This window comes from Acidimicrobiia bacterium, from assembly GCA_035651955.1.
In the GTDB taxonomy this organism is placed as follows: Bacteria; Actinomycetota; Acidimicrobiia; order IMCC26256; family JAMXLJ01; genus JAMXLJ01.
In genome coordinates this window covers 22,097-47,049 of record DASRES010000047.1, presented here as the reverse complement: position 1 = coordinate 47,049, position 24,953 = coordinate 22,097, and the positions used below count along the sequence as shown (strand labels likewise).

At 71.4% G+C, this 24,953-nt stretch carries 24 protein-coding genes; 5 read left to right on the top strand and 19 right to left on the bottom strand.

The annotated features are described in order from the left end of the window. The 18 genes from atpD to VFC33_11335 form a co-directional block, all read right to left on the bottom strand. Positions 1-1,272: F0F1 ATP synthase subunit beta (gene atpD, locus VFC33_11420; protein HZR13847.1), on the bottom strand; the 1,272-nt coding region annotated here is incomplete at its 3' end. A 53-nt stretch (positions 1,273-1,325) separates the two neighbouring features. Further along, entirely contained in the window at positions 1,326-2,294 is a 969-nt protein-coding gene (locus tag VFC33_11415) for a F0F1 ATP synthase subunit gamma (GenBank protein HZR13846.1), read from the bottom strand. Positions 2,295-2,300: 6 nt separating this feature from the next. Further along, positions 2,301-3,851 (bottom strand): F0F1 ATP synthase subunit alpha, encoded by a 1,551-nt coding sequence (atpA, locus tag VFC33_11410; GenBank protein HZR13845.1) that lies wholly within the window; start codon positions 3,849-3,851, stop codon positions 2,301-2,303. A gap of 1 nt (position 3,852) precedes the next feature. Further along, positions 3,853-4,377 (bottom strand): ATP synthase F1 subunit delta, encoded by a 525-nt coding sequence (gene atpH, locus VFC33_11405; protein HZR13844.1) that lies wholly within the window; start codon positions 4,375-4,377, stop codon positions 3,853-3,855. Positions 4,378-4,456: 79 nt separating this feature from the next. Next, positions 4,457-4,996 (bottom strand): F0F1 ATP synthase subunit B, encoded by a 540-nt coding sequence (gene atpF / locus VFC33_11400; protein HZR13843.1) that lies wholly within the window; start codon positions 4,994-4,996, stop codon positions 4,457-4,459. A 71-nt stretch (positions 4,997-5,067) separates the two neighbouring features. Next, a complete protein-coding gene (gene atpE / locus VFC33_11395; GenBank protein HZR13842.1) occupies positions 5,068-5,328 on the bottom strand; it encodes an ATP synthase F0 subunit C in 261 nt (86 codons plus the stop codon). Positions 5,329-5,356: 28 nt separating this feature from the next. Then, entirely contained in the window at positions 5,357-6,115 is a 759-nt protein-coding gene (atpB, locus tag VFC33_11390; protein ID HZR13841.1) for a F0F1 ATP synthase subunit A, read from the bottom strand. 5 nt (positions 6,116-6,120) lie between these two features. Next, the gene (locus tag VFC33_11385; protein ID HZR13840.1) at positions 6,121-6,642 is read right to left on the bottom strand and encodes an ATP synthase subunit I; all 522 of its coding nucleotides are present in this window, start codon (positions 6,640-6,642) and stop codon (positions 6,121-6,123) included. Then, positions 6,621-6,881, bottom strand: a complete 261-nt coding sequence (locus tag VFC33_11380) for an AtpZ/AtpI family protein (protein ID HZR13839.1) — start codon at positions 6,879-6,881, stop codon at positions 6,621-6,623. Before VFC33_11380 ends, VFC33_11385 begins: the two co-directional genes overlap by 22 nt. Before the next feature lie 162 nt (positions 6,882-7,043). Continuing rightward, positions 7,044-8,303: an MraY family glycosyltransferase gene (locus VFC33_11375; GenBank protein ID HZR13838.1), complete on the bottom strand. Its 1,260-nt coding sequence runs from the start codon at positions 8,301-8,303 to the stop codon at positions 7,044-7,046. A 265-nt stretch (positions 8,304-8,568) separates the two neighbouring features. Then, entirely contained in the window at positions 8,569-9,822 is a 1,254-nt protein-coding gene (glyA, locus tag VFC33_11370) for a serine hydroxymethyltransferase (GenBank protein HZR13837.1), read from the bottom strand. Continuing rightward, positions 9,819-10,268 (bottom strand): ribose 5-phosphate isomerase B, encoded by a 450-nt coding sequence (gene rpiB / locus VFC33_11365; protein ID HZR13836.1) that lies wholly within the window; start codon positions 10,266-10,268, stop codon positions 9,819-9,821. The genes glyA and rpiB overlap by 4 nt, the downstream gene beginning before the upstream one ends. Positions 10,269-10,327: 59 nt before the next feature. Next, entirely contained in the window at positions 10,328-11,551 is a 1,224-nt protein-coding gene (locus tag VFC33_11360) for a glycosyltransferase family 2 protein (GenBank protein ID HZR13835.1), read from the bottom strand. Continuing rightward, positions 11,548-12,543: a polysaccharide deacetylase family protein gene (locus VFC33_11355; protein HZR13834.1), complete on the bottom strand. Its 996-nt coding sequence runs from the start codon at positions 12,541-12,543 to the stop codon at positions 11,548-11,550. The genes VFC33_11360 and VFC33_11355 overlap by 4 nt, the downstream gene beginning before the upstream one ends. A gap of 22 nt (positions 12,544-12,565) precedes the next feature. After that, entirely contained in the window at positions 12,566-13,921 is a 1,356-nt protein-coding gene (locus tag VFC33_11350; GenBank protein HZR13833.1) for an NAD(P)/FAD-dependent oxidoreductase, read from the bottom strand. Beyond that, a complete protein-coding gene (locus VFC33_11345) occupies positions 13,918-14,556 on the bottom strand; it encodes an acyltransferase (GenBank protein HZR13832.1) in 639 nt (212 codons plus the stop codon). Before VFC33_11345 ends, VFC33_11350 begins: the two co-directional genes overlap by 4 nt. A gap of 22 nt (positions 14,557-14,578) precedes the next feature. Then, on the bottom strand, positions 14,579-15,610 hold the full coding sequence (locus tag VFC33_11340) for a Gfo/Idh/MocA family oxidoreductase (GenBank protein ID HZR13831.1): 1,032 nt from the start codon (positions 15,608-15,610) through the stop codon (positions 14,579-14,581). Further along, on the bottom strand, positions 15,607-16,845 hold the full coding sequence (locus VFC33_11335) for a DegT/DnrJ/EryC1/StrS family aminotransferase (GenBank protein HZR13830.1): 1,239 nt from the start codon (positions 16,843-16,845) through the stop codon (positions 15,607-15,609). The genes VFC33_11340 and VFC33_11335 overlap by 4 nt, the downstream gene beginning before the upstream one ends. A gap of 268 nt (positions 16,846-17,113) precedes the next feature. Between VFC33_11335 and wecB the strand changes: the two genes are divergently transcribed. Then, the gene (gene wecB / locus VFC33_11330) at positions 17,114-18,229 is read left to right on the top strand and encodes a UDP-N-acetylglucosamine 2-epimerase (non-hydrolyzing) (protein ID HZR13829.1); all 1,116 of its coding nucleotides are present in this window, start codon (positions 17,114-17,116) and stop codon (positions 18,227-18,229) included. After that, complete coding sequence (locus tag VFC33_11325) at positions 18,226-18,891, top strand: class I SAM-dependent methyltransferase (protein ID HZR13828.1); 666 nt, start codon at positions 18,226-18,228, stop codon at positions 18,889-18,891. The genes wecB and VFC33_11325 overlap by 4 nt, the downstream gene beginning before the upstream one ends. Before the next feature lie 16 nt (positions 18,892-18,907). Here VFC33_11325 and VFC33_11320 read toward each other — a convergent pair whose 3' ends face one another. After that, positions 18,908-20,515, bottom strand: coding sequence for a glycosyltransferase family 39 protein (locus VFC33_11320; GenBank protein HZR13827.1), 1,608 nt, complete (start codon positions 20,513-20,515; stop codon positions 18,908-18,910). A 301-nt stretch (positions 20,516-20,816) separates the two neighbouring features. Between VFC33_11320 and VFC33_11315 the strand changes: the two genes are divergently transcribed. The 3 genes from VFC33_11315 (at position 20,817) to VFC33_11305 (ending at position 24,915) form a co-directional block, all read left to right on the top strand. Beyond that, on the top strand, positions 20,817-22,376 hold the full coding sequence (locus tag VFC33_11315) for a glycosyltransferase family 39 protein (GenBank protein ID HZR13826.1): 1,560 nt from the start codon (positions 20,817-20,819) through the stop codon (positions 22,374-22,376). Positions 22,377-22,544: 168 nt separating this feature from the next. Beyond that, positions 22,545-23,678 carry a glycosyltransferase gene (locus tag VFC33_11310; GenBank protein HZR13825.1) on the top strand — a complete coding sequence of 378 codons (1,134 nt, stop codon included), beginning with the start codon at positions 22,545-22,547 and terminating at the stop codon, positions 23,676-23,678. Then, on the top strand, positions 23,665-24,915 hold the full coding sequence (locus VFC33_11305) for a cellulase family glycosylhydrolase (protein ID HZR13824.1): 1,251 nt from the start codon (positions 23,665-23,667) through the stop codon (positions 24,913-24,915). Before VFC33_11310 ends, VFC33_11305 begins: the two co-directional genes overlap by 14 nt. The last annotated feature ends 38 nt before the right edge of the window (positions 24,916-24,953 follow it).

Here is a 24,953-nt window from a genome sequence, read left to right as displayed (position 1 = left end):
CTGCGAGAGGAACCGCTCGATGCGCCGGGCCCGGCCGACGATGACCTTGTCCTCCTCGGAGAGCTCGTCGATGCCGAGGATGGCGATGATGTCCTGCAACTCCTTGTACCGCTGGAGGATCTGCTTCGTCCGGTTCGCGATGTCGTAGTGCTCCTGGCCGATGTACTCCGCCGCGAGGATCCGCGACGTGGAGTCGAGCGGGTCGACCGCCGGGTAGATGCCCTTCTCCGACACCGGACGGGACAGCGTGGTCGTCGCGTCCAGGTGGGCGAACGTGGTGTGCGGCGCGGGGTCGGTGATGTCGTCCGCGGGCACGTAGATCGCCTGCATCGAGGTGATCGAGTGGCCCCGGGTGGACGTGATCCGCTCCTGCAGCTGGCCCATCTCGTCGGCCAGCGTCGGCTGGTACCCCACTGCGGAGGGCATGCGGCCGAGCAGCGTCGACACCTCGGAGCCGGCCTGCACGAACCGGAAGATGTTGTCGACGAACAGCAGCACGTCCTGGTTCTGCACGTCGCGGAAGTACTCGGCCATCGTGAGCGCGGACAGCGCGACGCGCAGCCGTACGCCCGGCGGCTCGTCCATCTGCCCGTAGACGAGCGCGGTCTTCTCGATGACGCCCGACTCGGTCATCTCCAGCCAGAGGTCGGTGCCCTCACGCGTGCGCTCGCCGACGCCCGCGAACACCGACACACCACCGTGCTGCGTCGCGACCCGCTGGATCATCTCCTGGATGAGGACGGTCTTGCCGACGCCCGCGCCGCCGAACAGGCCGATCTTGCCGCCCTGCACGTACGGCTCGAGCAGGTCGATGACCTTGATCCCGGTCTCGAACATCTGCGCGCGCGGCTCGAGCTGGTCGAACGGCGGCGGCTCGCGGTGGATCTCCCACCGGTCGTCGATGTTCGTCAGCTCGTCGGCCGGCACGTCGAGCGGCTCGCCGATGACGTTGAAGACGTGGCCGAGCGTCCCCTGACCGACCGGGACGGTGATGCCGCGGCCGGTGTTGCGGACGACCGCGTTGCGGCGCAGGCCGTCCGTCGGCTTGAGGCAGATGGCGCGCACACGACTGTCGCCGATCTGCTGCGCGACCTCGGCCGTGATCGTGATCGTCCGTCCCTCGAGATCGACATCCGTCTCGAGCGCGGTGTTGATCTCGGGCAGCCCGTCGGGCGGGAACTCGACGTCGATCACCGGTCCGGCGATCGCGACGACCCGCCCTTCCTTGAGCTGACGCTGCTGCTGCGCCTGCGTCTCGGCCGTGATGGTCATCTCGCGCTCCTGGTTGCGGTGCTCTGGGTGCGTTGCGTCGGGCAGTCGGTCGGTCAGGTGGTCGAAGTGGCGGCGCGCCGGCTCGCGAGCTCGTCGGCGAGGAGACGGTCGGGCTCGTCGTGGGGACCGCCGCCGCGCAGGGCCTCCGCGCCACCGACGACCTCCATGATCTCGGTGGTGATCGAGTCCTGGCGGGCGCGGTTCATCCGCCGCGTGTACGTCGTGATCAAGTCCTCGGCGTTGTCGGTCGCGGCCTTCATCGCGCGCTGGCGGGCGGCCTGCTCCGACGCGGCAGCGTCGAGCATCGCGGCGAACAGGCGTGCTTCGACGTAACGGGGCAGCAGGCGCTCGAGGATCGCGCCGGGTTCGGGCTCGAACTCGTACGGCGCCTGCACCTCACCGTCGCGTGAGCCCGCCTCGGCCAGGCCGAGCTCCTCGCGGTCGAGCGGCATGAGCGGCACCAGCTCGACGGTCTGCGAACCGGCCGAGACGAAGCGCGTGTACGCAACCTCGACGCGGTCGTAGCGCTCCTCCTCGAAGGCCTCTGTGATCGCCGCCGCGACGCGCTTCGCATCGGCGTACTGCGGCTGCTCGCTGAAGCCGGAGAACGACGCGTCGATGTCGTAGTCGCGGAAGCGGAAGTAGCTCTCGGCCTTCCGCCCCACGAGCACGAGCGCGTACTCGCGGCCCTGCGCGACCTGCGCCTGCAACGCACGCTCGGCAGCGCGGATCACCGAGGTGTTGTACGCACCGCACAAGCCACGGTCGGCGGCGAGCACGACGTACGCGACGCGCCGCACTTCGCGCGGGACGAGGAGCGGGCTGTCGAGGTCGCTGCCGCCGCCGGCGAGGTTCGCGATGACGTGCGTGATCTGCTCGCTGTACGGACGGGCGGCTTCGACGCGTCCCTGCGCGCGGACGATGCGACTCGCCGCGATGAGCTCCATCGCGCGCGTGATCTTCATCGTCGACTGCACGCTGCGGATGCGTCGCCGCAGGATGCGTTCCTGACCGCCCGCCATGCCCCGTCAGACCTCGCGCCGTGCCTCGTGCCCGGTCGTGTCGATCGTCGCCACGAACGTCGCCTTGAAGTCGTCGACCGCCCGCCGCAGCGCCTCCTCGTCGGGGAGCGTGCCCTTGGTGCGGATCTGGTCGAGCATGTCGGCGTGCCGGCCCTCGAAGTAGTCGAGGAGGTCGGCCTCGAAGCGTCGGACCTCCGCCACGGGGAGGTCGTCGAGCGCGCCCGACGTGCCGCAGAAGATCGAGAGGACCTGCTTCTCGACCGGCATCGGCGAGTTCAGCGGCTGCTTCAACAGCTCCGTCAGCCGGTAGCCCCGGTCGAGCTGCGCCTTCGACACGGCATCGAGCTCGGAGCCGAACGTCGCGAACGCCTCGAGCTCGCGGAACTGCGCGAGGTCGAGCTTCAGCGTCCCGGCGACCTCCTTCATCGCCTTGATCTGCGCGGCGCTCCCGACGCGCGACACCGAGATGCCGACGTCCACGGCGGGGCGCACACCCGACTTGAAGAGGTCGTCCTGGAGGTAGATCTGGCCGTCGGTGATCGAGATGACGTTGGTCGGGATGTACGCCGACACGTCGCCCGCCTTCGTCTCGATGATCGGCAGCGCGGTCAGCGAGCCGCCGCCCCGCTCGTCGTTCAGCTTGGCGGCCCGCTCGAGCAGCCGGCTGTGGAGGTAGAAGACGTCGCCCGGATACGCCTCGCGGCCCGGCGGACGGCGGAGCAGCAGCGAGAGCTGGCGGTACGCCTCGGCCTGCTTCGAGAGGTCGTCGTAGACGATCAGTGCGGCGTCGCCGTTGTCCATCCAGTGCTGACCCATCGCGCACCCGGCGTACGGCGCGAGGTACTTGAACACCGCCTCCTCCGACGCAGGCGCGTTCACGACGACCGTGTAGTCCATCGCGCCGTGCGACTCGAGCGTCGCGACCGTCTGCGCGACGGTCGAACCCTTCTGGCCGACCGCGACGTAGATGCACTTCACGCCGGTGCCGCGCTGGTTGAGGATCGTGTCGATCGCGACGGTCGTCTTGCCCGTCTTGCGGTCGCCGATGATCAGCTCACGCTGACCGCGACCGATGGGCGTCATCGCGTCGATGGCTTTGATGCCCGTCTGCAACGGCTCGTGGACCGGCGTGCGGCCGACGATGCCGGGCGCCTGGACCTCGAGGCGGCGCTCCTCCGTCGCGTTGATCGGACCCTTGCCGTCGACGGGCTCGCCGAGCGGGTTCACCACGCGCCCGATCAGCGCGTCGCCGACGGGGACCGACAGGATGCGGCCCGTCGCCCGGACCGCGGCGCCCTCCTCGATCTCGTCGACCTCACCGAGCACGACCGCGCCGATCGAGTCCTCGTCCAGGTTCAGCGCGAGGCCGAGCATGCCGCCCTCGAACTCGAGCAGCTCGTTCACCGCGGTCTCGGGCAGGCCCGCGACGCGCGCGATGCCGTCGCCGACGAGGAGCACCCGGCCGACCTGTCCCTTCGCGAGCGACGGCTGGAACGTGTCGACGTGCTTGCGCAGCGCGGCCGCGATCTCGTCGGCGTTGATCGTCAGCTCGGGCATGTCAGATCTGCTCCTTCAGCTGCTCGAGGCGGTGGCGCACCGAGCCGTCGATGACGACGTCACCGACGCGCGCCACGATCCCGCCGAGCACGGTCGGGTCGATCACGACCTTGATCTCCACCTGCTTCCCGGTCGCGCGGGCGAGCGCGGCGGCGAGTCGCTGCTGCTGACCGGCGTCGAGCGGCACCGCGCTGCGGACCTCGGCGACCTCCTGATCGCGCTCCTGCGCGGCCTCGCTGACGAAGCGATCGACGATCACGGGCAGGTCGTGGGCGCGGCCCGCGGCGACGACCATCCCCGCGAGCGCGATCGACGCGGGCAGCGCCTTGCCGCCCATCAGCTCCTCGATCACCGCGATGCGCCGCTCCGCGGGGAGCGCCTGGTCGGTCAACGCCATGCGCAGGTCGTCGAAGCTCTCGAACGCGCGGGCGAACCGGTAGAGCTCGTCCTCGATGTCCGTGAGGTAGCCCTCCGCCCGGGCCACCTCCAGGAACGCGTTGGCGTACGCCTCGACGCGGTCGCTCATACCTTCGCTCCCGCGATGCTGATGGTCGCGCTCGCCGCTCGGCGGGATACCCGCCTCGCGGCCGCTCGCCGCTCTGTGCTCATGACGTCGATACCTGGTTGATGTAGCTCTCGATCAGGGCCAGCTGCGTGTCACGGTCGAGGTTGCGCTCGACGACCTTCTCGGCGAGCTCGATCGACAGGTCGGCGACCCGGGTCTGCAGGTCGCCCATCGCGCGCTCGGTCGCGAGACGGATGTCGTCACGGGCGCGCGCCCGCACGTCCGCCGCGTCCGCCTCCGCACGCGCGAGCAGGTCCTTGCGGACCTGGTCGGCCGCCTGCCGCGCCTCCTCGATGATGCGACCCGCCTCCGCGCGCGCGTCCGCGAGCTGGCGCCGGTACTCCTCGAGGGACTGCTCGGCCTCCTGCCGCGCCGACTCGGCGCGCTCCAGGTCGTCCCGGATCCGCTGCTCGCGGTCCGCGAGGGCCTTCTTGATCGCGGGGAACGCGAACTTCCACAGCAGCGCGAGCACGATGAAGAACGCGATCGCGCCCCAGAGGATCTCCTTTCCCTCCGGGATGATCGGGTTCTTGGCCGTGACGTTGGTGGTGTTCTCCGCGGCCAGCACAACGAGATGCACGTCGACCTCCGTACCCTCGGGTCACGAACGCTCGCCCGGTGAGGGTCGGCCGGGCGCGTCGAAGCTCGGTCCTAGCCCTTCGCGAGGAAGAAGAGGACGAAGCCGAAGAGCGCGAGCGCCTCGGTGAACGCGATGCCGAGGAACATCGTCGTGCGGACCGGGCCCTGCATCTCGGGCTGGCGGGCCATGGCGGTGATCGCCGAGCCCACGACGTAGCCGATGCCGATGCCCGGGCCGATGGCCGCGGCGCCGTACGCGATGCCCGCGCCGATGGCCGACAGACCCTTCTGGAGCTCACCCGGGTTCTGGGCGGCGAGGTGGAGCAGGGACATTGGTGCTTCTCCTTGGTTACCGACGAGCTCAGTGCTCGGGGTTGACGGACTCGGCGATGTAGACGGCGGTGAGCAGCGTGAAGATGTACGCCTGCAGGAACGCGACGAGGATCTCGAACGCGGTGACCGCGATGTTCAGCGCGAACGGACCGATCGCGATGAGCGGTGCGTTCTTCAGCGCGTAGGCCGTCAGCAACGCCATCGCGGTGAGCAGGATGTGGCCCGCCATCATGTTGGCGAGGAGTCGGACGGCCAGCGAGAACGGCCGCACGATGAACACGGACACGATCTCGATCGGCGTCACCAGCACGTAGAGCGGCAACGGGACGCCGGGCGGGAAGATGTGGTGGGTGACGTACTTGAAGCCCTGCGTCTTGAACCCCGCGATGATCATGATCACGTACGTCTGCAGCGCCAGGTAGAAGGGGATGGCGAAGCGCGACGTCGGCGGGAACTGGATGACCGGGATGACCTCCCAGAGGTTCAGGAACAGGATGTAGAAGAAGAGCGCGCCGAGGAACGGTGTCCAGCCGCTCGCGTTCGGGCCGATGACGTCCTTCGCGATCCCGCGGTCGACGAACTCGTAGCCCATCTCGACAACGTTCTGGAGTCCGTGCGGGACGAGCTTCATCTTCCGCGAGCCCTGCACGAAGAGCCACACGACGAGCAGCGCGGAGACGAGGCAGAAGATGCCCGTCTTGTTCAGCGCGAACGGCGTTCCCTTGAACGCGACGTCCTTCCAGCGGAAGATCTCGTCGATCGGCGGGAAGACGAACGCAGCGAGCACGCCCACTACTCCTTGTTGTTCCACGGGTCGGGCGACGGGCTGCCGCCGGCGAGGACCGGACGGTGGTGCCGGCGCGGCGCGGCCGCCGGCTTCAGACCGGGCGCCGCGAGCGAGAGACTGACGTAGCGCATCTCCCACACGAGCAGGCCCAGGTGCGTCACCGCGACGGTGACGACGAGGACGGGCAGGTCGATCCAGCTCAGACGCTCGAGACCGACGACGATCGCGGCGAGCGCACCGAGACGCACCACGTACCCGCCGAGGACCGCGGCGTACACCGCGCCGAGGCCCTTGCCCGCGGACCAGCCGACGAGACGGGCCGCGACGAGGAAGTTGAGCGCGACGAGCACCAACGCCACGAACGCGCTCACCGCGCCGTCGACTCCCCGGATCACACCCGCGAGGAGCACGACGAGCGGCGCGACGATCGCCGCGCGGCGCACGAGGTCCCCCGCGACCTGGGACTCGTACGCGTGTGCCGGTACTACACCGGCCTCCCCCGTGTTCATGCTCGCCGCCGCGTCCACGGCTTCCCCTCGTCCTCCCGGGCGCAGCGCGCCTGGTACTCGTAGAACGAGGTGACGAACGTCCCCGCGACGCCGAAGCACGCGAGCGCGAGCATGAGGACGGGGCGCGTACCGAGCCACCGGTCCAGGCCGTACCCGATCAGGCCCAGCAGCAGCGGTGCAACGACGAACGTGAGGGCCTGGGTCAGGCCGTCGTTGTGTCCGACTGCAGGTGTCGCTCGCCGCTCGCCGACTCTCACCCGGTCTCCCTCGATGCGCCCGCGCGTGCCCGCGCGCGGCTCGGGCAGCGGGCTTTGTGAAACGATTCCCAATCTAACGGAGCGCCTCGCAGGGTGCAACTCGCTGCGATGACAGCCCAGGTACGGGGCGTGGCGGCGCACGGTGGCGGTGGGCCGCGCCCCCTACACCGACCGGCCGGACCGGGGGCCGCGGCCACGGCGTGTCCGCGGCGCCGGGCCGTGCGCGCCGACCGCGACCCGCGCCCCCCGCCGGCGGGACTCGAGGTCGACGACCGCGTCGTCGGTGCCGTCCCCGTCGGCGGCGACGACCGGATCGCCGTGCCCGCGGCGGGCCTCCCGCGCGCCGGGGTGGAAGACGGCGTACAGCAACAGCCCGAGGCCGAGCACCCCGACCGGGACCAGGCCGTTGCCCCGCTTCACGTACAGCGGCAGCAGCGCGAGCGCGGAGAGCAACGCGGTCCAGGACCACAGGATCACGACCGTGCGACGGGGGCCGTGGCCGAGGCGCATCAGACGATGGTGCAGGTGGTTCTTGTCCGCGACCGCGAACGACTGGCGTCTCGCGACGCGCCGGACGAACGAGAACGCGGTGTCCAGCATCGGGACGCCGAGGATGACGACCGGGATGAACAACGGCGCGTAGAAGAAGTACGTCTGCCCCGGGTACACGTAGTCGGCCCGGCCGCCGATCGTGATCGTCATCGTCGCCATGAGGAGCCCGAGGAACAGCGCGCCCGCGTCGCCCATGAAGATGCGCGCCGGGTTGAAGTTGAACGGCAGGAACCCGAGACACACGCCGACCGCGATGATGGCGACGAGCGGCGCGATGTTCGACCCCTCGAGGAACCCGCCCTTGAAGAGCCGGTCCGAGTAGAGGAACAGCGCCGAGCCGGCGATGATCACGATGCCCGCCGCGAGCCCGTCGAGCCCGTCAATCAGGTTGATCGCGTTCGCCATCACGACGACGGTGATGACGGTGACGAGCGGCGCGAGGTCGGGCGACAGCACCACCGTGCCGAAGCTCGAGAACGGGACGTGGAAGAACAGCATCTGCACGCCCATGATCGACAGGATGCTGCCGCTCAGCACCTGACCCGCGAGCTTCGCCGGCGGTGACATCTCGCGGAAGTCGTCGATCGCGCCGACGACGAACATGACGGCCGCCGCGAGCATCAGCCCGACCGGCTCGGACGACCCCCGGAACATCTCGTGGAACTGCGGGATCCTCGACGCGACGGCCATCGCGACGAGGAACCCCGCGAACATCGCCGCGCCACCGAGCGACGGCATCGGGCGCGTGTGCATCTTGCGCGGGTCGGGCATCGCGACCGCGCCGACGCGCAACGCGAGCCAGCGGACCAACGGCGTCAACAGCGCCGTCGTGCACGCAGCGACCGCGAGGACGACCGCGTATCCGCCCATCTATGTCTTCTCGCTCACTCCGTCGCTGCAGCGCTCGGGTGTCCGGCCTGCGCGACGCGTATCCGTCGTTCGCTGGCGAGCTCCCTGCGCTCCTCCGTCGCTCCGGTCGCCGCATCCCGCTCACGAAGTGGCGCGGTTGGGGAACACACGTTCACCCTGGGCGCTCCGGTCGCCGCATCCCGCTCACGAAGCAGCGCGGCCCGAAGACGTACGTTCACCCCGGTCGCTCCGGTCGCCGCATCCGGCTCCCGCGACGTCGCGCCCATCAGTGCTCCGGGTAGGGCGTGAACTTGGAGCAGAGGCGGTTCGCCGACTCGTGGACGTCGGCCGCGACGTCGGGGTCGTCGACCGCACGCAGGACCCGGGCGATCAGCGACGCGATCTCGGCCATCTCGGGCTCCCCCATCCCCGCGGTCGTGACCGCCGCCGTGCCGAGGCGCAGGCCGCTCGTCACGAACGGCTTCTCGGGGTCGTTCGGGATCGTGTTCATGTTGCACGTGATCCCGGCCCGATCGAGTGCCTGCTGCGCGACCTTGCCCGTCACGCCGAACGGACGCAGGTCGACGAGCATCAAGTGGTTCTCCGTGCCGCCCGAGACGATGCGCAGGCCTTCCTCGGCGAGCGCACCCGCGAGTGCCTGCGCGTTGCGCACGACGCTCGTCGCGTAGTCACGGAACGACGGCTGCGCGGCCTCGTGGAACGCCACGGCCTTCGCCGCGATGACGTGCATGAGCGGCCCGCCCTGGAGACCCGGGAACACCGTCTTGTCGATGATCGTGGCGTACTGCTCGCGGCACAGGATCGCGCCGGCGCGCGGTCCGCGCAGCGTCTTGTGCGTCGTGAACGTGACGACGTCCGCGTACGGGACGGGCGACGGGTGCGCGCCACCGGCGACGAGCCCTGCGATGTGCGCGGCGTCGACGATGAGCAGCGCGCCCACGTCGTCGGCGATCGAGCGGAACGCGGCGAAGTCGATCAGACGCGGGTACGCGGTCGCGCCCGCGATGATCGCCTTGGGCCGTTCGCGGCGCGCGACGTCGCGGACCTCGTCGTAGTCGAGCACCTCGCTCTGCGCGTCGACGCCGTACGCGACGAAGTCGTAGAAGCGGCCGCTGAAGTTCACCGGCGACCCGTGCGTGAGGTGACCGCCCTGGTCGAGGCGCATGCCCATGACCTTGTCGCCCGGTTCGAGCAGCGCGAAATAGACGGCCATGTTGGCGCTCGCACCCGAGTGCGGCTGCACGTTCGCGTGCTCGGCGCCGAACAGCTCCTTGGCCCGCGCGCGGGCGAGCTCCTCGGCCTCGTCGACGACGAAGTTCCCGCCGTAGTACCGCTTGCCCGGGTAGCCCTCCGAGTACTTGTTGGTGAGCACCGACCCCTGCGCGGCCATCACGGCGCGCGAGGTGAAGTTCTCCGACGCGATGAGCTGGATCGTCGTGTTCTGGCGCTCCCGCTCACGGCCGATGACGTCCGCGATCGCGGGGTCGGTCGCCGCGAGCGGGTCGGTTCCGGTGGTCATGCTCGCTCGGCCTCCTCGATCTCGGCGATCTCCTCGAGCCGGCGCACGTGCCGGCCGCCCTCGAACGCGGTGTCGAGCCACAGCTGGAGGATCTCCTCCGCCAGCTCGGGCGCCACGATCCTCGCGCCGAGCGACAGGACGTTCGCGTCGTTGTGCTGACGGGACATCCGCGCCGTGTACAGGTCGTTGCAGAGCGCGGCGCGCACGCCACGGATCTTGTTCGCGGTGATCTGCTCACCCTGCCCGCTGCCGCCGAGGACGATGCCGCGGTCCGCCTCGCCCGACGCGACCGCGCGCGCGACCGCGGCGCAGAACGGCGGGTAGTCGACCGGCTCTTCCGACGACGTCCCCAGGTCGTCGACCTCGTGACCGCGCTCCTTCAGGACGGCGACGAGGTGATGCTTGAGCGGGTACCCGGCGTGATCGGACCCGACGGCGACACGCATGTCCGCGCAGTGTAACGCCGGGTCCTCGACCGCCCCCGGAGGCTGGTGAGCCCGCGCGTTCAGTCGCCCAGCTCGGCGGCGGTCCCGTTGCGGCGCCGGTCGGCGCGGGGCGATCGGCGCTCGCGCGGGTCGAGACCGTCGTCGACGACGTCGAAGGCCGCGACGTCGACATCCGCGGGATCGGGCCCCTTCACGCTCCGGTAGATCGACGTCCCGAGGTGGAACAGCTCCTCGAAGTAGCGCTTGCTCTGCGTCGCGATGATCCCGAGGCTCAGGAGCTGCACGGAGAGCAGGAGACTGATCCCGAAGATGAAGAACGTGTGCGGTGCCTCGTGCCACGCGTTCTGGATCGCGCCCGTGAACCCGTAGTTGCCGAACGCCGACTTGTGGCCGTACTGCTGGGCGACGTGCCACACCACCCACCCGCCCGTGTAGAGCGACAGCGCGAGGAGGACGAGCCCCGGGAGGATGAAGAAGAGGAACGGCCGGAAGATGAACGCGCTGAACAACGACGACAACGTCGTCCGTCGCACACGCAGCGATCCGCGGCGCCGTACGCCACCGGTCGACTGGAACGACCAGTCGAGGTGCGCGGGGATCTCGACGATCCGGGCGCGCAGCACACGCGCCTTGTAGATGATCTCGGTGTTGATGTCGGTGTCCATCGCCTTGAGGCTCAGGCTGCGGAGGAACCGACCGTCGTAGACCCGGACCATCCCGGTCACGGTGGACAGGTCACCACCGGCCGCGAACGCGAGCAGCTTGTTCGCCCAGCGGCTCGCCTGGCGGCGCAGGAACGGGATGTTCGTCGTCCGCCCGCCGTGCATGTACGGCGACGCGATCACGATGCGCGCACGCGTGTCCTGGATCGTGTAGAGCAGCCGCCCGATGTGGTCGGGCGCGTAGCTCAGGTCGCAGTCGATGACGACGACGAAGTCACCACGCGACGCGTTGAACGCGTATCGGAGCGCCTGACCGAGCCGGAAGTTGACCCGGTGGTGGAGCACGCGCACGCCGGGCTCCGTCGCCGCGAACTCCTCGGCGAGATCGCCCGTACGGTCGCTGCTGCCGTCGTTCACGACGATCAGCTCCCACCGGTACAGGTCCTCGAGCGTGCGCATGTAGTCGCACAGCGTCCGGAGGCTCTGCCGGATGATCGCCTCCTCGTTGAACGCGGGGACGATCACCGAGACGAGCGGCCGGTCCTCCGGACGGCGCGGCGGCAGCTGCACCGGGTCCGGGATCGGGGTGGGCACGGCGTCGGGAGGGTGCTCGGTCGTCACCGCGAGACGGCTCCGTCGTGCTCCGGGACGTAGTCGAAGCGGGGCTGCACGGTGCGGAGGTCCGTGCGCGCGTCGAGCGCGGCGGCGTGCTCCCCCACCGGGCGCACGTCGAAGGCATTCGTGAGGAGGTCGAGGCTCATTGCGACCGTGTCGAGCTTGCGCGGCAACGGCAGGTCCATGCCGGGGAAGAACGCGAGCGCGTCGACGTCGTCCGCGGCGAGGAAGTCGAGCGGGTGCAACAGGATCGACGGACCGACGCGCGCCGCGCGACACATCGCGAGCGCGCCGCGGAAGTACGCGCGTGCGAGCGCCGGCGAGTACGCGCTCAGGTACAGCAGATAGCTGACGTGGATCGGCACCTTCGCCACCGGCATCGTCGTGACCGGGAGCTCGAGCAGCGTCGTGCCGTCCACCGACCAGCGGTACGGCCCGACCGGCCGGGCGCCGTCGCGCCACGTGCCGAAGAGCTGCGAGCGCTCGCGGCGTTGCTCGTCGTCGAGCCGCGCGGACCGGAAGTAGAAGGCGCGTGCGAGCGGCCCCAGGTACGTCGGCAGCGTCGAGGCGTCGTAGCGGTAGCCGCGCCGCACGAGCACGCGCAGTGTCGTCTCGGACAGGCTGTACCCCGGCCCGCGGAAGCCGGTCGGGTGCACGCCGGTCGCCGACTCGATCGCGTCCTCCGCGCGCGTCAGCTCCTTCTCGAGCTCGGCCTCGGAGTAGAGGTGCAGCCAGGGCTCGTGGCGGAACGAGTGGTTGCCGATCTCGTGACCGGCGCGGGACAGCGCGGCGAGCGCGTCGTGGTTCCGGTCGAGCGCGGCGTCCTGACCGACGACGAAGAACGTGATGCGCAGCCCTCGCGCGGCGAGGAAGTCGAGGACGCGCGGGACGACGACGTCGAGATAGGACGGGTACGAGTCCCAGCCGGCGTCACCGTGGGTCTTCATGTACGACCACTGGTTGTCCAGGTCCAGGGACAGGCTCGCAAGCATCTTCATGCGCGCCACCTTCGGAGCGTACTCACGCCGGGCCCGCCGACAGTGCGGCCTCCTCGACGGGTACCCCGATCCCGGCCGCCCACGACTCGGCGAGGTGGACCGTCTCGTCGACGTTCAGCGTGCCGTTCACGATGTGCGCGGAGTTCACGACGTGCACACCGGGGACGCTCGTCGCGGTCGGCGGGAGCGACCGCGAGTAACCGAGCGTCGGGATCGCGAAGACCTGGCGCGCCCGTGAGACCCGGAACGCGAGGACGTCGTCCCGCGAGAACGAGGGGTAGATGCGAGCGAGCGCGTCGACGAAGCGCGCCTCGATCTCGTCGTCGGGCACCTCGAAGAGCGGGTCGTCGGGCGCGACGTACTTCGGGAGGTAGACGAGGGCGTTGCCGCCGAAGCTCGCGCGGTCCACGAAGGCCGACATCTCGACGACCGCGGTGAACGGGACGTCGTCCATCAGGTAGGTCAGGTAGTACGGGCCGAGCCCGTCGCGCAGCAGCAGAGAAGCGCACACGATCCCCTGGTACCGGATGCCCTCGAGCGCGCGTCGCTCGCCCTCGGAGAGGCCCTGCACGATGCGCGCCGCGACGTTTCCCGGCGCCGTGACGACGACGGAGTCGCACGCCACGACCTCGCCGCCCGCGAGGCGGATCTCCACGGGGTGCGACGCGGCGCCGTCGTCGTCGACGCGCGCGACGGACTGCACGGCGCGCCCGAGCGACATCTCGACGCCGCGCTCGCCGAGCACGTGCGCGAACCGCTCGAGGATCCGCGCGTAGCCGCCGGGGACGTAGCCGAACATCTCCTTCTTCAGCCCGGTCCGGCGCGCCGCGTAGAGACGTTGGATCGTCGCCCAGATGAACGCGGCCGACGCGTCGCGGTAGCTCTCGCCGAGCTTGGCGCGCAGCAGCGGCAGCCAGAAGCGCTCGAACGTCCGCCGGCCCGACCAGCGCGTCAGCCAGTCCGACACGCGGACCTGCTCGAGGTGCTGCCAGTCGCGCACCCGCGAGCCGTAGAGGATCGTCGCCGCGAGACGCGCCTTGTCGACCAGGCCGAGCGACGGCAGGCGCAGGAACTCGAGGCTGTTCGACACCGACGACAGCCGGCCGTCGGCGTAGTAGCCGGTCTTCGTCTCGACCCACCGCATCTCCGACTCGAGCCCGAGCTCGCGCAGCACGGCACGCACGTGCACGTCGGAGAGCAGGGTCACGTGGTAGTGGCGGTCCCACACGACGTCACCGAGATGCCACGCCGACGCGAGGCCGCCGAGCCGGTCGGCCGCCTCGACGAGCACGACGTCGTGCCCCTGCTCGCGCAGCCGCAGCGCGAGCGTGAGCCCGAGCATCCCGCCACCGACGATCCCCCACCGCTGCGGGGTCATGACGCCGCCGGAGCGCGCTCGGCGACGACACCGTCGTGGACGGAGTAGCGGGCGCCGCACGCGGGGCACCCGACGTCGTCCCGTTCCGTGGAACCGGGCTCGTCGAGCCGCAGGAACGGCTCGCCGCACCGGCAGACGCACGCGACTGAGCGCGCGGGCGAGCCGACGACGAGGTGGAAGTCCGGGACGGACCGCGTGACGACGGCGCCCATGCCGACCATGGCGAACCGTCCGATCGTGATGCCGCAGCCGACGACGCAGCGCGCCCCGATCGTCGCGCCCTCGCGGACCAGCGTCGAGCGCGTGTGCTCGTCGGGCTCGGAACCGCGGAGCCGGGTGAGGTCGGGCGTCGTGGCCCGCGGGAACCGGTCGTTGGTGAAGATCGTCCCCGCCGCGACCATCACCCCGCGCTCGATCGTCACACCGGCGCACACGTACACGAACGCGTTGAGCTTGACGAGGTCGCCGATCTCGACGTCGTAGGCGATGTACGTCTTCTCACCGATGATGCAGTCGGACCCGATGCGGGCCGGGCCGCGCACGTGGACATCCGACCACACGGAGGTCCGCGCACCGATGTCGACGCCGTCCTCGACGTCGGCCGTCGGATGGACTCGGGCGTCGGACGCGATCACGACGCGCCTCGCGCTCGCCCGCTCAGGCGACGCCGGAGATCCGGGCGACCGGGCGAGTCTCCTCCTCGTAGCCCTTCACCGGAACCCAGCCGCCGCGGCCGAGCGACTTGTACGCGGCCTCGATGACGTCGACGGAGGCGATCGCCTCCTCCGGCGTGATGAGGAGCTGCTCCTCGCCGCGCACCGCGCCGCAGAAGTTCTCCACCGCGCGCCGCATGCACTCGAGCTTCTTGTAGCCGTGTCCGAACACGACCCAGTCGGGGCTGCTCGCCTGCCGGTACTTCGACTCGCGCCAGCCGACCCGGATCGTGCCGTGGGACCCGTACACGTTGATGAAGCTGTCGAGCTCCTTGTTGATGCTCCACGACAGGTCGACCGTCGCGGCGACGTCCGCGGCCGTGCGCACGAACAGCTGCGCGGTGTCCTCGACGGGAAGGCGCTGCACACGCTTGGCCTCGACGGCCATGACCTCCGCGATGGGGCCGAGGAAGTAGCGCACGATGTCCACCGAGTGCGTGCCGTTGTCGATGAGCACACCACCCCCGCTGACCTCCGGCACCGCGTTCCACCGGTCGGCCATCGAGACGCGCGACGCGAAGGCGTTCTCGAACAGGATGATGTCGCCGAGGATGCCGGAGTCGACGATGCTCTTCGCGCGGATCACGTCGTCGACGAACCGGAACTTGGCCGCCATCGTGAGGACGACCCCGTGTCGCTGGGCGAGCTCGACGAGGTTGCGCGCGCTCGCGGTGTCGACCGCCAACGGCTTCTCGCAGAGCACGGACACGCGCCGGTTCAGGAAGTAGGAGCCGATCTCGGGATGGGTCGCGGGCGGCGTGCAGACGATCACGGCGTCGCAGCCCGCCTGCTCGCCCAGCTCCACGTGCGACTCGAACGGCATCGCGTCGACGCGACCGGCGAGCGCGCGGGCGGCGTCGATGTCGACGTCCGCGACCGCGACGAGCTGCGCCCGCTCGACGCGCTCGAACAGCTCGACGTACGCCCGAGCGATGCCGCCCGCACCGATCAGCCCGATTCGAAGCGGGGCGCTCACGACGCACCTCCTGCCAGCTTGTCGATCGACGCCGTGATCGCGGCCGCGAGGCCGTCGACGTGCTCGGGCTCGTAGCGCTCGTTCCACGGCAGGACGAGGATGCCCGCCAGCGCGGCGAACGCGCCCGGGAACCGGTTCTCGTCGTAGTCGACGGCCTCCGGACGAGCGAGCGTGAACGGGAAGCGGCTCATGCCGAAGGTGCGCTGGTCACGGAAGACCGCGCACTGGAACGCGGGCTTCTGGATGTAGCGCGGCGCGGACGCGATGCCGCCGACCTTCAGCTCCGCGGCCAACGCCTGCGGACCGCCCGGGACGACGCGCTCGTCGACGCGCAGGCAGTACTTCCAGTACGTGTGGACGTCACCGGGCGCGGCGTGCGGCGTCGAGATGCCGCTGACCCCGGCGAGCGCGTCGGTCAGGCGCTCGGCCATCGCGATGCGCTGGTCGACGCCGGCCCGCAGCTTCTCGAGCTGGGCACGCGCCACGGCGCCTTGGAGCTCCGTGAGCCGGTAGTTCAGGGCCAGGAACTCGTGGTCGGGGTCGGGCTCGCCGTACGGCCACGCCTTGTTCACGAACAGGCGCATGCGTCGCGCGACGGCGTCGTCGTTCGTGACGGCGAGACCACCTTCACCGGTGGTGATGTGCTTGCCCTGCTGGAGGCTGAAGCAGCCGACCGTGCCGATCGTCCCGACGAGCCGACCGCGGCTGCGCGCGAGGTACGCCTGCGCGCAGTCCTCGATGACGGGGATGCCACGCGACCGCGCGAGCTCCTCGATCGCCGGCATGTCGCACGGCGCGCCGAAGAGGTGGGTGACGACGATCGCGCGCGTGCGCTCGCTCAGCCGTGCCTCGATCGTCTCGGCCGTGACGTTGCACGACTCGACGTCCACGTCCGCGAACACGGGGATCGCGCCCTGGTACAGGATCGGGCTCAGCGCGCCCATGTCGGTGACGGGCGTGGTGACGATCTCGTCGCCCGGCTCCGGGTCGACCGCCGCCACGGCGAGGTGCACCGCGGCCGTCCCCGACGCGCACGCGATCGCGTGCCGTACGCCGAGCATCTCGGCGAACCGGCGCTCGAGCGCGGGCACCTGCGGGCCCTTGGTGCTCGTCAGCGTGCCGCTGCGGACCACCTCGGCGAGCAGCGCGAGCTCCTCGTCACCGAGCGTCCGTCCGGATGCGTCCTGGTCCGATGGCAGGACGAGCGGCGAGTCGACCAGGCGGACGTCCGTCACGGCGCCTCCTCCCGGGAAATCGCGAGACCGTGCGGTCCGGTCGGCCGGGCGGTCACGCCGCGCGCCGCGGCGTGACGTCGAATGACGGCACGTCTTCCTGAGTTCCCGGACACGCACAGCTTATCGGCGGCCACCCACCGTCCCATGAGAGGTATGCGAGGATTTCGCAGTTGCACCGAGTCGGGATATATCGGACCACCCACACGTGAAACCGTGATGAGACGGTTGAGCCCCGACCCGACCAGCCGAAGGTAACCACGTGGGACCCGTGAGCGACGACAATCCCGGGCGGCGATCCGGCGCCGTCGCCGTCGTGTACGGCACCCGGCCCGAGATCGTGAAGCTCGCCGGCGTGCTGCGCGAGCTCGGCGGGCGCGCCTGCGCCGTCCACACCGGCCAGCACTACAGCGCCGCGCTCTCGGACGTCTTCCTGACCCAGCTCCGCCTCGGTGCACCGGACGTCCGCCTCGACATCGGGGGCACGAGCCGCGGGCGCCAGATCGGCGAGGCCACCGTCGCGCTCGACCGGCTGTTCGCGGACCGGCGCCCCGCCGCCGTGGTCGTCCAGGGCGACACGAACACGGCGCTCGCCGGCGCGCTCGCCGCGAACGCCTCCGGCATCCCGCTCGTGCACGTCGAGGCCGGGTTGCGCAGCTTCGACCGTGCGATGCCCGAGGAGCACAACCGCGTGGTCATCGACCACCTCGCCGACCTCTGCTGCGCGCCGACCGAGACGAGCCGCGCGAACCTCCTCGCCGAGGGCATCCCGGCGGAGCGCATCGCCACGACCGGCAACACGGTGGTGGACGTCGTGCCCGAGATCGTCCCGGACGACGACGAGCGGCGCGCGCTGCTCGCGTCGCACGGTGTCGACGAGGATGCGTTCGTGCTCGCCACGTTCCACCGTCCCGAGAACGTCGACGACCCCGACGTGCTCGCGACGATCCTCGACGAGCTCGCGCGGCTGCCGATGCCCGTCGTGCTCCCGCTCCACCCGCGCACCGCGACGCGCGCGACGTCCTTCGGGCTCGACGACCGGCTGCGACGGCTGCGCGTCGTCGAACCCCTCGGCTACCGCGAGTTCCTCGGGCTCGCGGCGAGCAGCGGCATCCTGGTGTCGGACTCGGGCGGGCTCCAGGAGGAGGCGAGCGTGATCAAGCGGCCGCTCGTCGTCGTGCGGAACTCGACCGAGCGGCCCGAGGTCCAAGGGACGTTCGCGCGGCTCGTCGCCCCGGGCCCGGCCATCGGCGAGACGGTCGCGGACTGGTCGTCGGATCTCGACGCGCTGCACGCGCGGCTCGCGCAGACGCCGTCCCCGTACGGCGACGGTGACGCGTCCAAGCGGTGCGTCGCCGCCATCGACGAGCTGGTGACCCGCCCGTGAGCGCCGCAGGGTCGCGCGTCCGTCTGCTCCCACGCGAGCTGCTCGTCAAGACGAACCCCCTCGACCAGGGCGACTGGGCGTACCGCGGCGTGCTGGGACGCGTCGAGCGGATGCGCTTCGGCGCGATCGCGTCGCTGCTGCGAATCCGTCCGCGTGCGCGACGCCTGCTCGAGATCGGGTACGGCAGCGGAATCCTCCTGCCCGAGCTCGCGCGACACTGCGAGCAGCTGCACGGCGTCGACGTGCACGACGAGGCGGCCGCGGTCACCAGACAGCTGCGCACGATCGACGTGGAGGTGCGGCTCGTCACCGGTGACGCGTGCGCGCTGCCGTACGCGGACGCAACGTTCGACGCGGTCGTGGTGGTCAGCGCGTTCGAGTTCGTCCCCGACGTCGCGGTCGCGGCGCGCGAGGCGGTGCGCGTCCTGACCCCGCACGGCGTGGCGCTCGTCGTCACGCCCGGGACGTCGCCCGTCCTCGACCTCGGCCTCAAGGTCCTCACCGGCGAGCGGGGCGAGGACACGTTCGAGGGCCGCCGCGCGCAGGTCGTCCCGGCGCTCGAGGCGGCCGGGGACATCGTCGAGGAGCGCCGCCTGCCGTTCGCAATCGGCCGCGTGCTGCCCGTCTACCGCGCGCTCGCGGTCCGCCGGCGCGACGCGTGACGGGGGCGGCGGGGCGCTACCCGAGCGCGTAGTGGACGAGCCCCGCGTGCTCGAAGTACGCGGGGTCGGGCTCGAGGATGCGGTCGTGGTGGGGCCGCATGATCCCGAGCGCGTCGAGGATCCGCTCGCACTTGTCGCGCAGACCGTTGAGACCCGGCGACCAGACGTACCAGATGTCGTGCCGTCCCGCGACGCCGATCGCCTGCTCCGCGAACGTGAGGGGCGAGACGTCCGTCCGGCGTTGGTAGTCCACCCAGTCGACGCGCTGGGGGCTCTGGAAGTCCGGGAACGTCGCTTCGCGCAGCCCGTGCCAGCTGTCGATCAGCCGGTTGACATCCGGCCCGGCCGAGTCGGGGCAGTAGAGGACGAGATCGCCCTGGTGCGCGGACGCGTTGATGACGTTCGCGACCTGCGCGGCCTGCGTCCTGTTCGTCGAGACGTTCTTCCACCCGCCCGCGAAGCCGAGCGCGACGGCGAGGGCGACGACGCCGTACCGGAAGATCCGGCTCTGGAACGCGGCGACCCCGAACGCGGCGGCGAGCAGGAACAGCGGGAACATCACCGACGCGTAGCGGGGGTCGAACGTGCTCTTGCCCGCGTACGAGATGACGAGCCCGCACCACAGCGCACCGAACGCGACCGCGATCTCCGCGCGTACGCCCGGGCGCGTCCAGAGGTCGACCTCGACGTGGCGACGGTCGAGCGCGCGCGCGAACAACGCGAGGAGGACGAGCAACAGGAGACCCCAGGCGAGCGGGCGCGTGGAGCCGCCGAACCCGAGGATCGCGGCACTCGTCCCGCTGGCGGGCGACAGCGGGTTGCCCCACGGTGTGCCGGTGTGCCGCTCCTGGTACAGGAAGGTCCCGACCCACGGGAGGAACGTCAGGCACCCGACGCCGACGGCGACGAGCAGCCGTACGGCCGCGCGTCGGTGCGCGCCGCGGATCGCGGTCGCGGCGAGGAACGCGATGACGACGCCGACGAGCGCGAACGCCCAGTAGTGCGTGTACAGCAGGAGCCCGGTGACGGCGGCGACGGCGGCGAGGCGGGGCACCGTCGGCTCGTCGAACGCGCGCAGCACCGCTAGGTAGCCGCACGCGACGAGGAACATGACGAGCGCGTACATGCGCGTCTCGGTCGCGTAGCGGATCGCGAACGGCGACGACGCGAGCAGCAGCACGGCGGCCCACGCGACGGTCGACCGGTCCTCGTCGGGCAGCGCGAGCTCGCTGCGGCGCCGGTCGAGGCGGCGGCCCGCAGCCCAGACGGCGGGCAGCGTCGCGAGCGAGAACAGACCCGACATGGCCCGCACGGTGAAGTCGCCCGTCCCGAAGACGCGCATCCAACCGTGCAGGAGCAGGTAGTAGAGCGGCGGGGCACCGTCCTGCTCGAGCGCGGCGTGCAGGTCGTGCAGCGGGAGGTTCGCGATGTTGACGGAGAGCGCCTCGTCCGACCAGAGGTCCGACTTCGTCACGAACCGCAACACGATCGCGACGAGGATCGCCGCACCGATCGCGAGCGCGACCGCGGTCCGGACCGCGCTCGCCCGCGCCGGCCGCGCCGGTGCGTCGGCGAGATCACCGTGGGGAGGCGCGCCGACGCGCGCGTCCGGAGCCACCCTCACCGGTGACAGTGTAGCCACGATTCGTGGCCACGAAACGGAGCACTCCGGACCGGAACGGACATCACGCCGTGAGCGGCGGATCCGCACGCGTCGCGGGTCAAGAACGAGCCCCGGATGCCGATCCGATCGGGGAGCCCCGAAGGGCCGCGCGGGACGGTCCCCGCGGTGTGGGACCATGCCCGGGGGCCCCGCGGTCCCGGGACGGGGACGTCTGCGGCGAACCAGGTGGGCCGAGTGCGCACACGACACGACCGGTCGGCGGGCGAGCGTCCGCGGGTGACGAGCACGGCGCGGTGGGCGCGTGCGCACTGACGTCCACGACGAGGCCGGTGTCGCGCCGGCGGCCCCGCGGTCGCACGACCTGACGCGACCGCAGCGGTCGCGGGCCATCACCTGGCCGTCCGACCGGGCCGTCATCGCGATCGAGATCGCGATCGCCGCCTTCCTCGTGCTGTGGCGCCTCGGCGGCAACAGCTTCTGGCTCGACGAGGGGTTCACGTGGTCGTCGGTCCACCGCAGCTGGCCCGCGTTCGTCCATCACATCACGACGAGCGAGGCCGGAGGCGCGGGCTACCTCGTCTTCATGTGGTTCTGGTCGCGCATCTCGGACGCCGAGTGGTTCCTGCGTCTGCCGTCGGCGCTGTGCGCGCTCCCGCTCGTCCCCGTCGTCGCGCTGACGGCCCGCCGCCTCTTCGGGCGGCGCGTCGCGCTCGTCGTCGGCCTGCTCGTGGCGATCAACGTGAACGTCGTCGTGTTCGGCCAGGAGACGCGCACGTACCTCCTGACCATGTTGCTCGGCGCGGTCTCGATGTACGGCTTCGCCGGCGAGATGACCTCGCCGTCGCGGCGCACGTTCGTCGCGTGGGTCGTGCCGAGCGGGCTGCTCGTGTACACGCAGCCGGTGGGGATCGGGATCCTGGTCGCGCAAGCCGCGTCCCTGCCGTTCGTCCCCGCTGAGCGCGTCGACCGACGGCGGCTGACGCGTGGCGGGATCGTGATCGCGGCACTGAGCGCGCCGATGCTCGTGCTGCTCGCCGCGACGCGCGGCGAGCGCACGCACTTCCTCGAGGGCGGACGCTCGCTGTCCGAGCTCGTCCACGCGATCGGTTCGATTGCCGCAACAGGTTCGCGCGCGCTCGTCGTCGTGATGTTCGTCCTCGCCTTCTTCGCGCTCCTCAGCGCGATCCCCGTGTGGCGGCGCGGGCTGCGCAGCACGCGGTCGTGGGGTCACGCGCTCACGTGGTCGTGGCTCGTCGTCCCGACGATCGTGACGATCGTCGCGTCGTTCGTCGAGCAGAGCTTCCAGTCGCGGTACCTGGTCCAGGTCACGCCCGCGCTGCTGATCCTCGTCGCGGTCGCGGTGTGCGCGCTCGACGTCAAGCGGCTCGGCGCCGTCGCGCTCGTCGCGGTCGTCGGGCTGTCCGGCGTCGCGCTCGCGAGCTACTACCGCGGGCACCCGAAGGACGACTGGCGCGACGCGACGCCGTGGATCCTCGACCACGCGCGCCCCGGTGACGGCATCGTCTTCCTCGGCGACGAGGCGCGGATCCCGTTCGAGTACTACCTGCACCGCGACGGCGGTGACGCGCACGGGCTCGTCCCGCTGTTCCCCCGCCAACCGTGGACGACGTTCCGCACCGGCAACGAGACGCAGACGTTCCCGACGGCGCGCGAGGTCCGCACGATCTCGACCAGCGGGCGGCGCGTGTGGGTCGTGATCGCGCGCGGCGGAGGATGGCCGCCGGGCCAGGACGACGCCGCGGCACGGCGCAGCGTGGCGGGGTTGCGCCCCGCGATGCGGCCCGTCACCGAACGGGTCTTCCAGCCCGATCTCCGCGTCGTCCTGTACGCGCCGGCCTAGCCGGGTACGTGCGCGCGGAGCACCTCGCGCGACGGGATAGCGTCGCGGTCCCTCCTCGACCGGGCGGCGCCCCGCCGCGCGCGCGGCGGGGAACGACGACGACGAGGTGTTGCGTGAGCCGCGAGCACCGCAGCCGGGGACCGAATGGACGCGCGGGCCGTTGACGACGTGAGGGGCGGGCACCCGCGCCCGCGACGCGTCGCGATCGTGCACGAGCGGTTCACCGAGCTCGGTGGCGCCGAGCGCGTCGTCGAGCAGCTCCATCGCATCTGGCCCGAGGCGACGGTCCACGTCCCGATCCTCGACCGCGACGCGCTCCCGGCCGGCATGAAGGGCGCGACGGTCGAGACGACGCCGTTGCAGCGGCTGTACCGCGGCGGGACGACGTACGCCTACCTGCTCCCCTTGCTGCCGCTCGCGATCGCGCGCATGGACCTCGCGGACGCCGATCTCGTCGTGACGAGCCACCACGCGTTCGCGAACCGGGTTCGGGTACGCCCGGGCACCCCGGTCGTCTCGTATACGCACACGCCCGCGCGCTGGATCTGGGAGCCGTCGATGCGCGCCCACGAGATCGGTGGCCCCCTGGGCCGCGCGGGACTCGCGGCGTTCGCCGCGACCCAACGCCGACCCGATGCCCGCGCCGCGTCGCGGCTGACACGCATCGTCGCGAACTCCCAACACGTCGCGCAGCGGGTCCGCGACTGGTGGGATCGCGACGCGACCGTCGTCGCACCACCCGTCGACATCGACCACTACACCGCCGACCCGTCGGTCGCGCGCGAGGACTTCTTCCTGTTCGCGGGACGGCTCGCGCCGTACAAACGCGCCGATCTCGCCGCGGCGGCCGCGCGCGCCGCCGGTGTGCGCCTGGTCGTCGCCGGCGAGGGGCGTGGCCGCGCGGACGTCGAGGCGCACGCGTGGCCGGGCCTCGAGATGCTCGGGCGCGTGGACGACGCCACGCTGCTCGACCTGTACCGCCGCTGTCGCGCGCTCGTGTTCCCCCACGAGGAGGACTTCGGGATCGTGCCGGTCGAGGCGCAGGCATGCGGCGCGCCCGTCGTCGCGCTCGGGTACGGCGGCGCGCTCGACACGGTCGTCGACGGCGTGACCGGCCTGCTCTACCGGTCGGACGGATCAGCCGACGAGGTCGACGCCCTCGCCGGCGCGATGCGCCGCTTCGACCCCGATCGCTTCGACGGGGCGGTGATCCGCGCGCACGCGGAGTCGTTCTCGGCCGCCACGTTCCGCGAACGCTTCGTCGCCGCGGTGGACGAGGCGCTCGCGCGTGAGCCCGCCTGACGCGCCGCACGACCCGCAGGGCGGCGCGCGCCCGCGCGCGTCGCGGCCGACGCGGACCCAGGTCGTCGTCGGCATCGCGCTGGTGGTGATCCTCGGGATCGTGGTGTGGGCGCTGCGTGGCGGTCCGTCGCCCGCGCCGTTCCCGCCCGGGTCGTCGGCGCCGTCGCGACCGTCGACGACCTCGAGCACCACCGCCGGGCCGTCGACGACGACGACGTCGAACCCGATCGCGGCGGTCGCGCCACCGGTGAAGCCACGAACCGCGATCGGCGCGCGTGCCGGCTTCGCGACCGGCAGCACGATCCTCGCCGACGACGACGGTCAGCTCGCCGCGGACCTCGACACCGTCGCGGCCACCGGCGCTCGGTGGGTGCGCTTCGACTTCGACTGGTCGTGGGTGCAGCGCGCGGGGCCGACGTCGTTCGACTGGAGCGCGATCGACCGCGTCGTGAACGCCGCGCACCGACGCGGGCTCGACGTCATCGCGCTGCCGACGTACACGCCCGAGTGGGCGCGCCCTCCCGGCACGAGCCAGAAGCACCCGCCGAACGACCCGGCGGACTTCGCGCGGTTCGTCCACGCGGCGGCGCTGCGGTACGCGACCCGAGGCGTCGCGGTGTGGGAGATCTGGAACGAGCCGAACGTCGACCAGTTCTGGGAGCGTCCCGACCCGATCCGCTACACGCAGCTGCTCGAGATGAGCGCCGCCGCGCTCAGGTCCGTCGAACCGGGCGTGACGATCCTCACCGGCGGCCTGGCACCGGCGACGAACGACGCGGGCTCCTCGGTGTCGCCCCGGACGTTCCTGGAGCGGATCTACGACGCGGGCGGCGGGGCGAGCTTCGACGGCGTCGCCGACCATCCGTACACGTTCCCGCTCGACCCCACGACACGTGTCTCGTCGAACGCGTTCCTCCAGACCCGGGACCTCTACGCCGTGATGGCGTCGCACGGCGACGGGGCGAAGAAGATCTGGGCCACCGAGGTCGGGGCACCCACCCGCGGCGACGGGTCGGTCGGCGAACGGACCCAGGCGGTGTGGGTCGCGGAGTACTACTCGGTGTGGAACACGTGGCCGTTCACCGGTCCGATGCTGTGGTTCTCGGTCCGCGACGCCGGCCCCGGGCGTGACCAGCAGGACTCGTTCGGCGTGCTGCACGCCGACGGCTCGCCGAAGCCCGCGCTCGAGACGATCACGCGTGTCATCGCCGGCACGCTCCCGCCGCCGTCGCCGTAGCGCCCGCCGGTCGACCGGGCCGGCGACGCTCCGCGCGC

What these genes read in the sequence shown, in the direction of transcription:
- VFC33_11415 (HZR13846.1), bottom strand. Translation starts at nt 2,294, where the DNA reads ATGGCGGGCGGTCAGGAACGCATCCTGCGGCGACGCATCCGCAGCGTG.
- atpA (HZR13845.1), bottom strand. Translation starts at nt 3,851, where the DNA reads ATGCCCGAGCTGACGATCAACGCCGACGAGATCGCGGCCGCGCTGCGC.
- atpH (HZR13844.1), bottom strand. Translation starts at nt 4,377, where the DNA reads ATGAGCGACCGCGTCGAGGCGTACGCCAACGCGTTCCTGGAGGTGGCC.
- atpE (HZR13842.1), bottom strand. Translation starts at nt 5,328, where the DNA reads ATGTCCCTGCTCCACCTCGCCGCCCAGAACCCGGGTGAGCTCCAGAAG.
- VFC33_11375 (HZR13838.1), bottom strand. Translation starts at nt 8,303, where the DNA reads ATGGGCGGATACGCGGTCGTCCTCGCGGTCGCTGCGTGCACGACGGCG.
- glyA (HZR13837.1), bottom strand. Translation starts at nt 9,822, where the DNA reads ATGACCACCGGAACCGACCCGCTCGCGGCGACCGACCCCGCGATCGCG.
- rpiB (HZR13836.1), bottom strand. Translation starts at nt 10,268, where the DNA reads ATGCGTGTCGCCGTCGGGTCCGATCACGCCGGGTACCCGCTCAAGCAT.
- VFC33_11355 (HZR13834.1), bottom strand. Translation starts at nt 12,543, where the DNA reads ATGAAGATGCTTGCGAGCCTGTCCCTGGACCTGGACAACCAGTGGTCG.
- VFC33_11350 (HZR13833.1), bottom strand. Translation starts at nt 13,921, where the DNA reads ATGACCCCGCAGCGGTGGGGGATCGTCGGTGGCGGGATGCTCGGGCTC.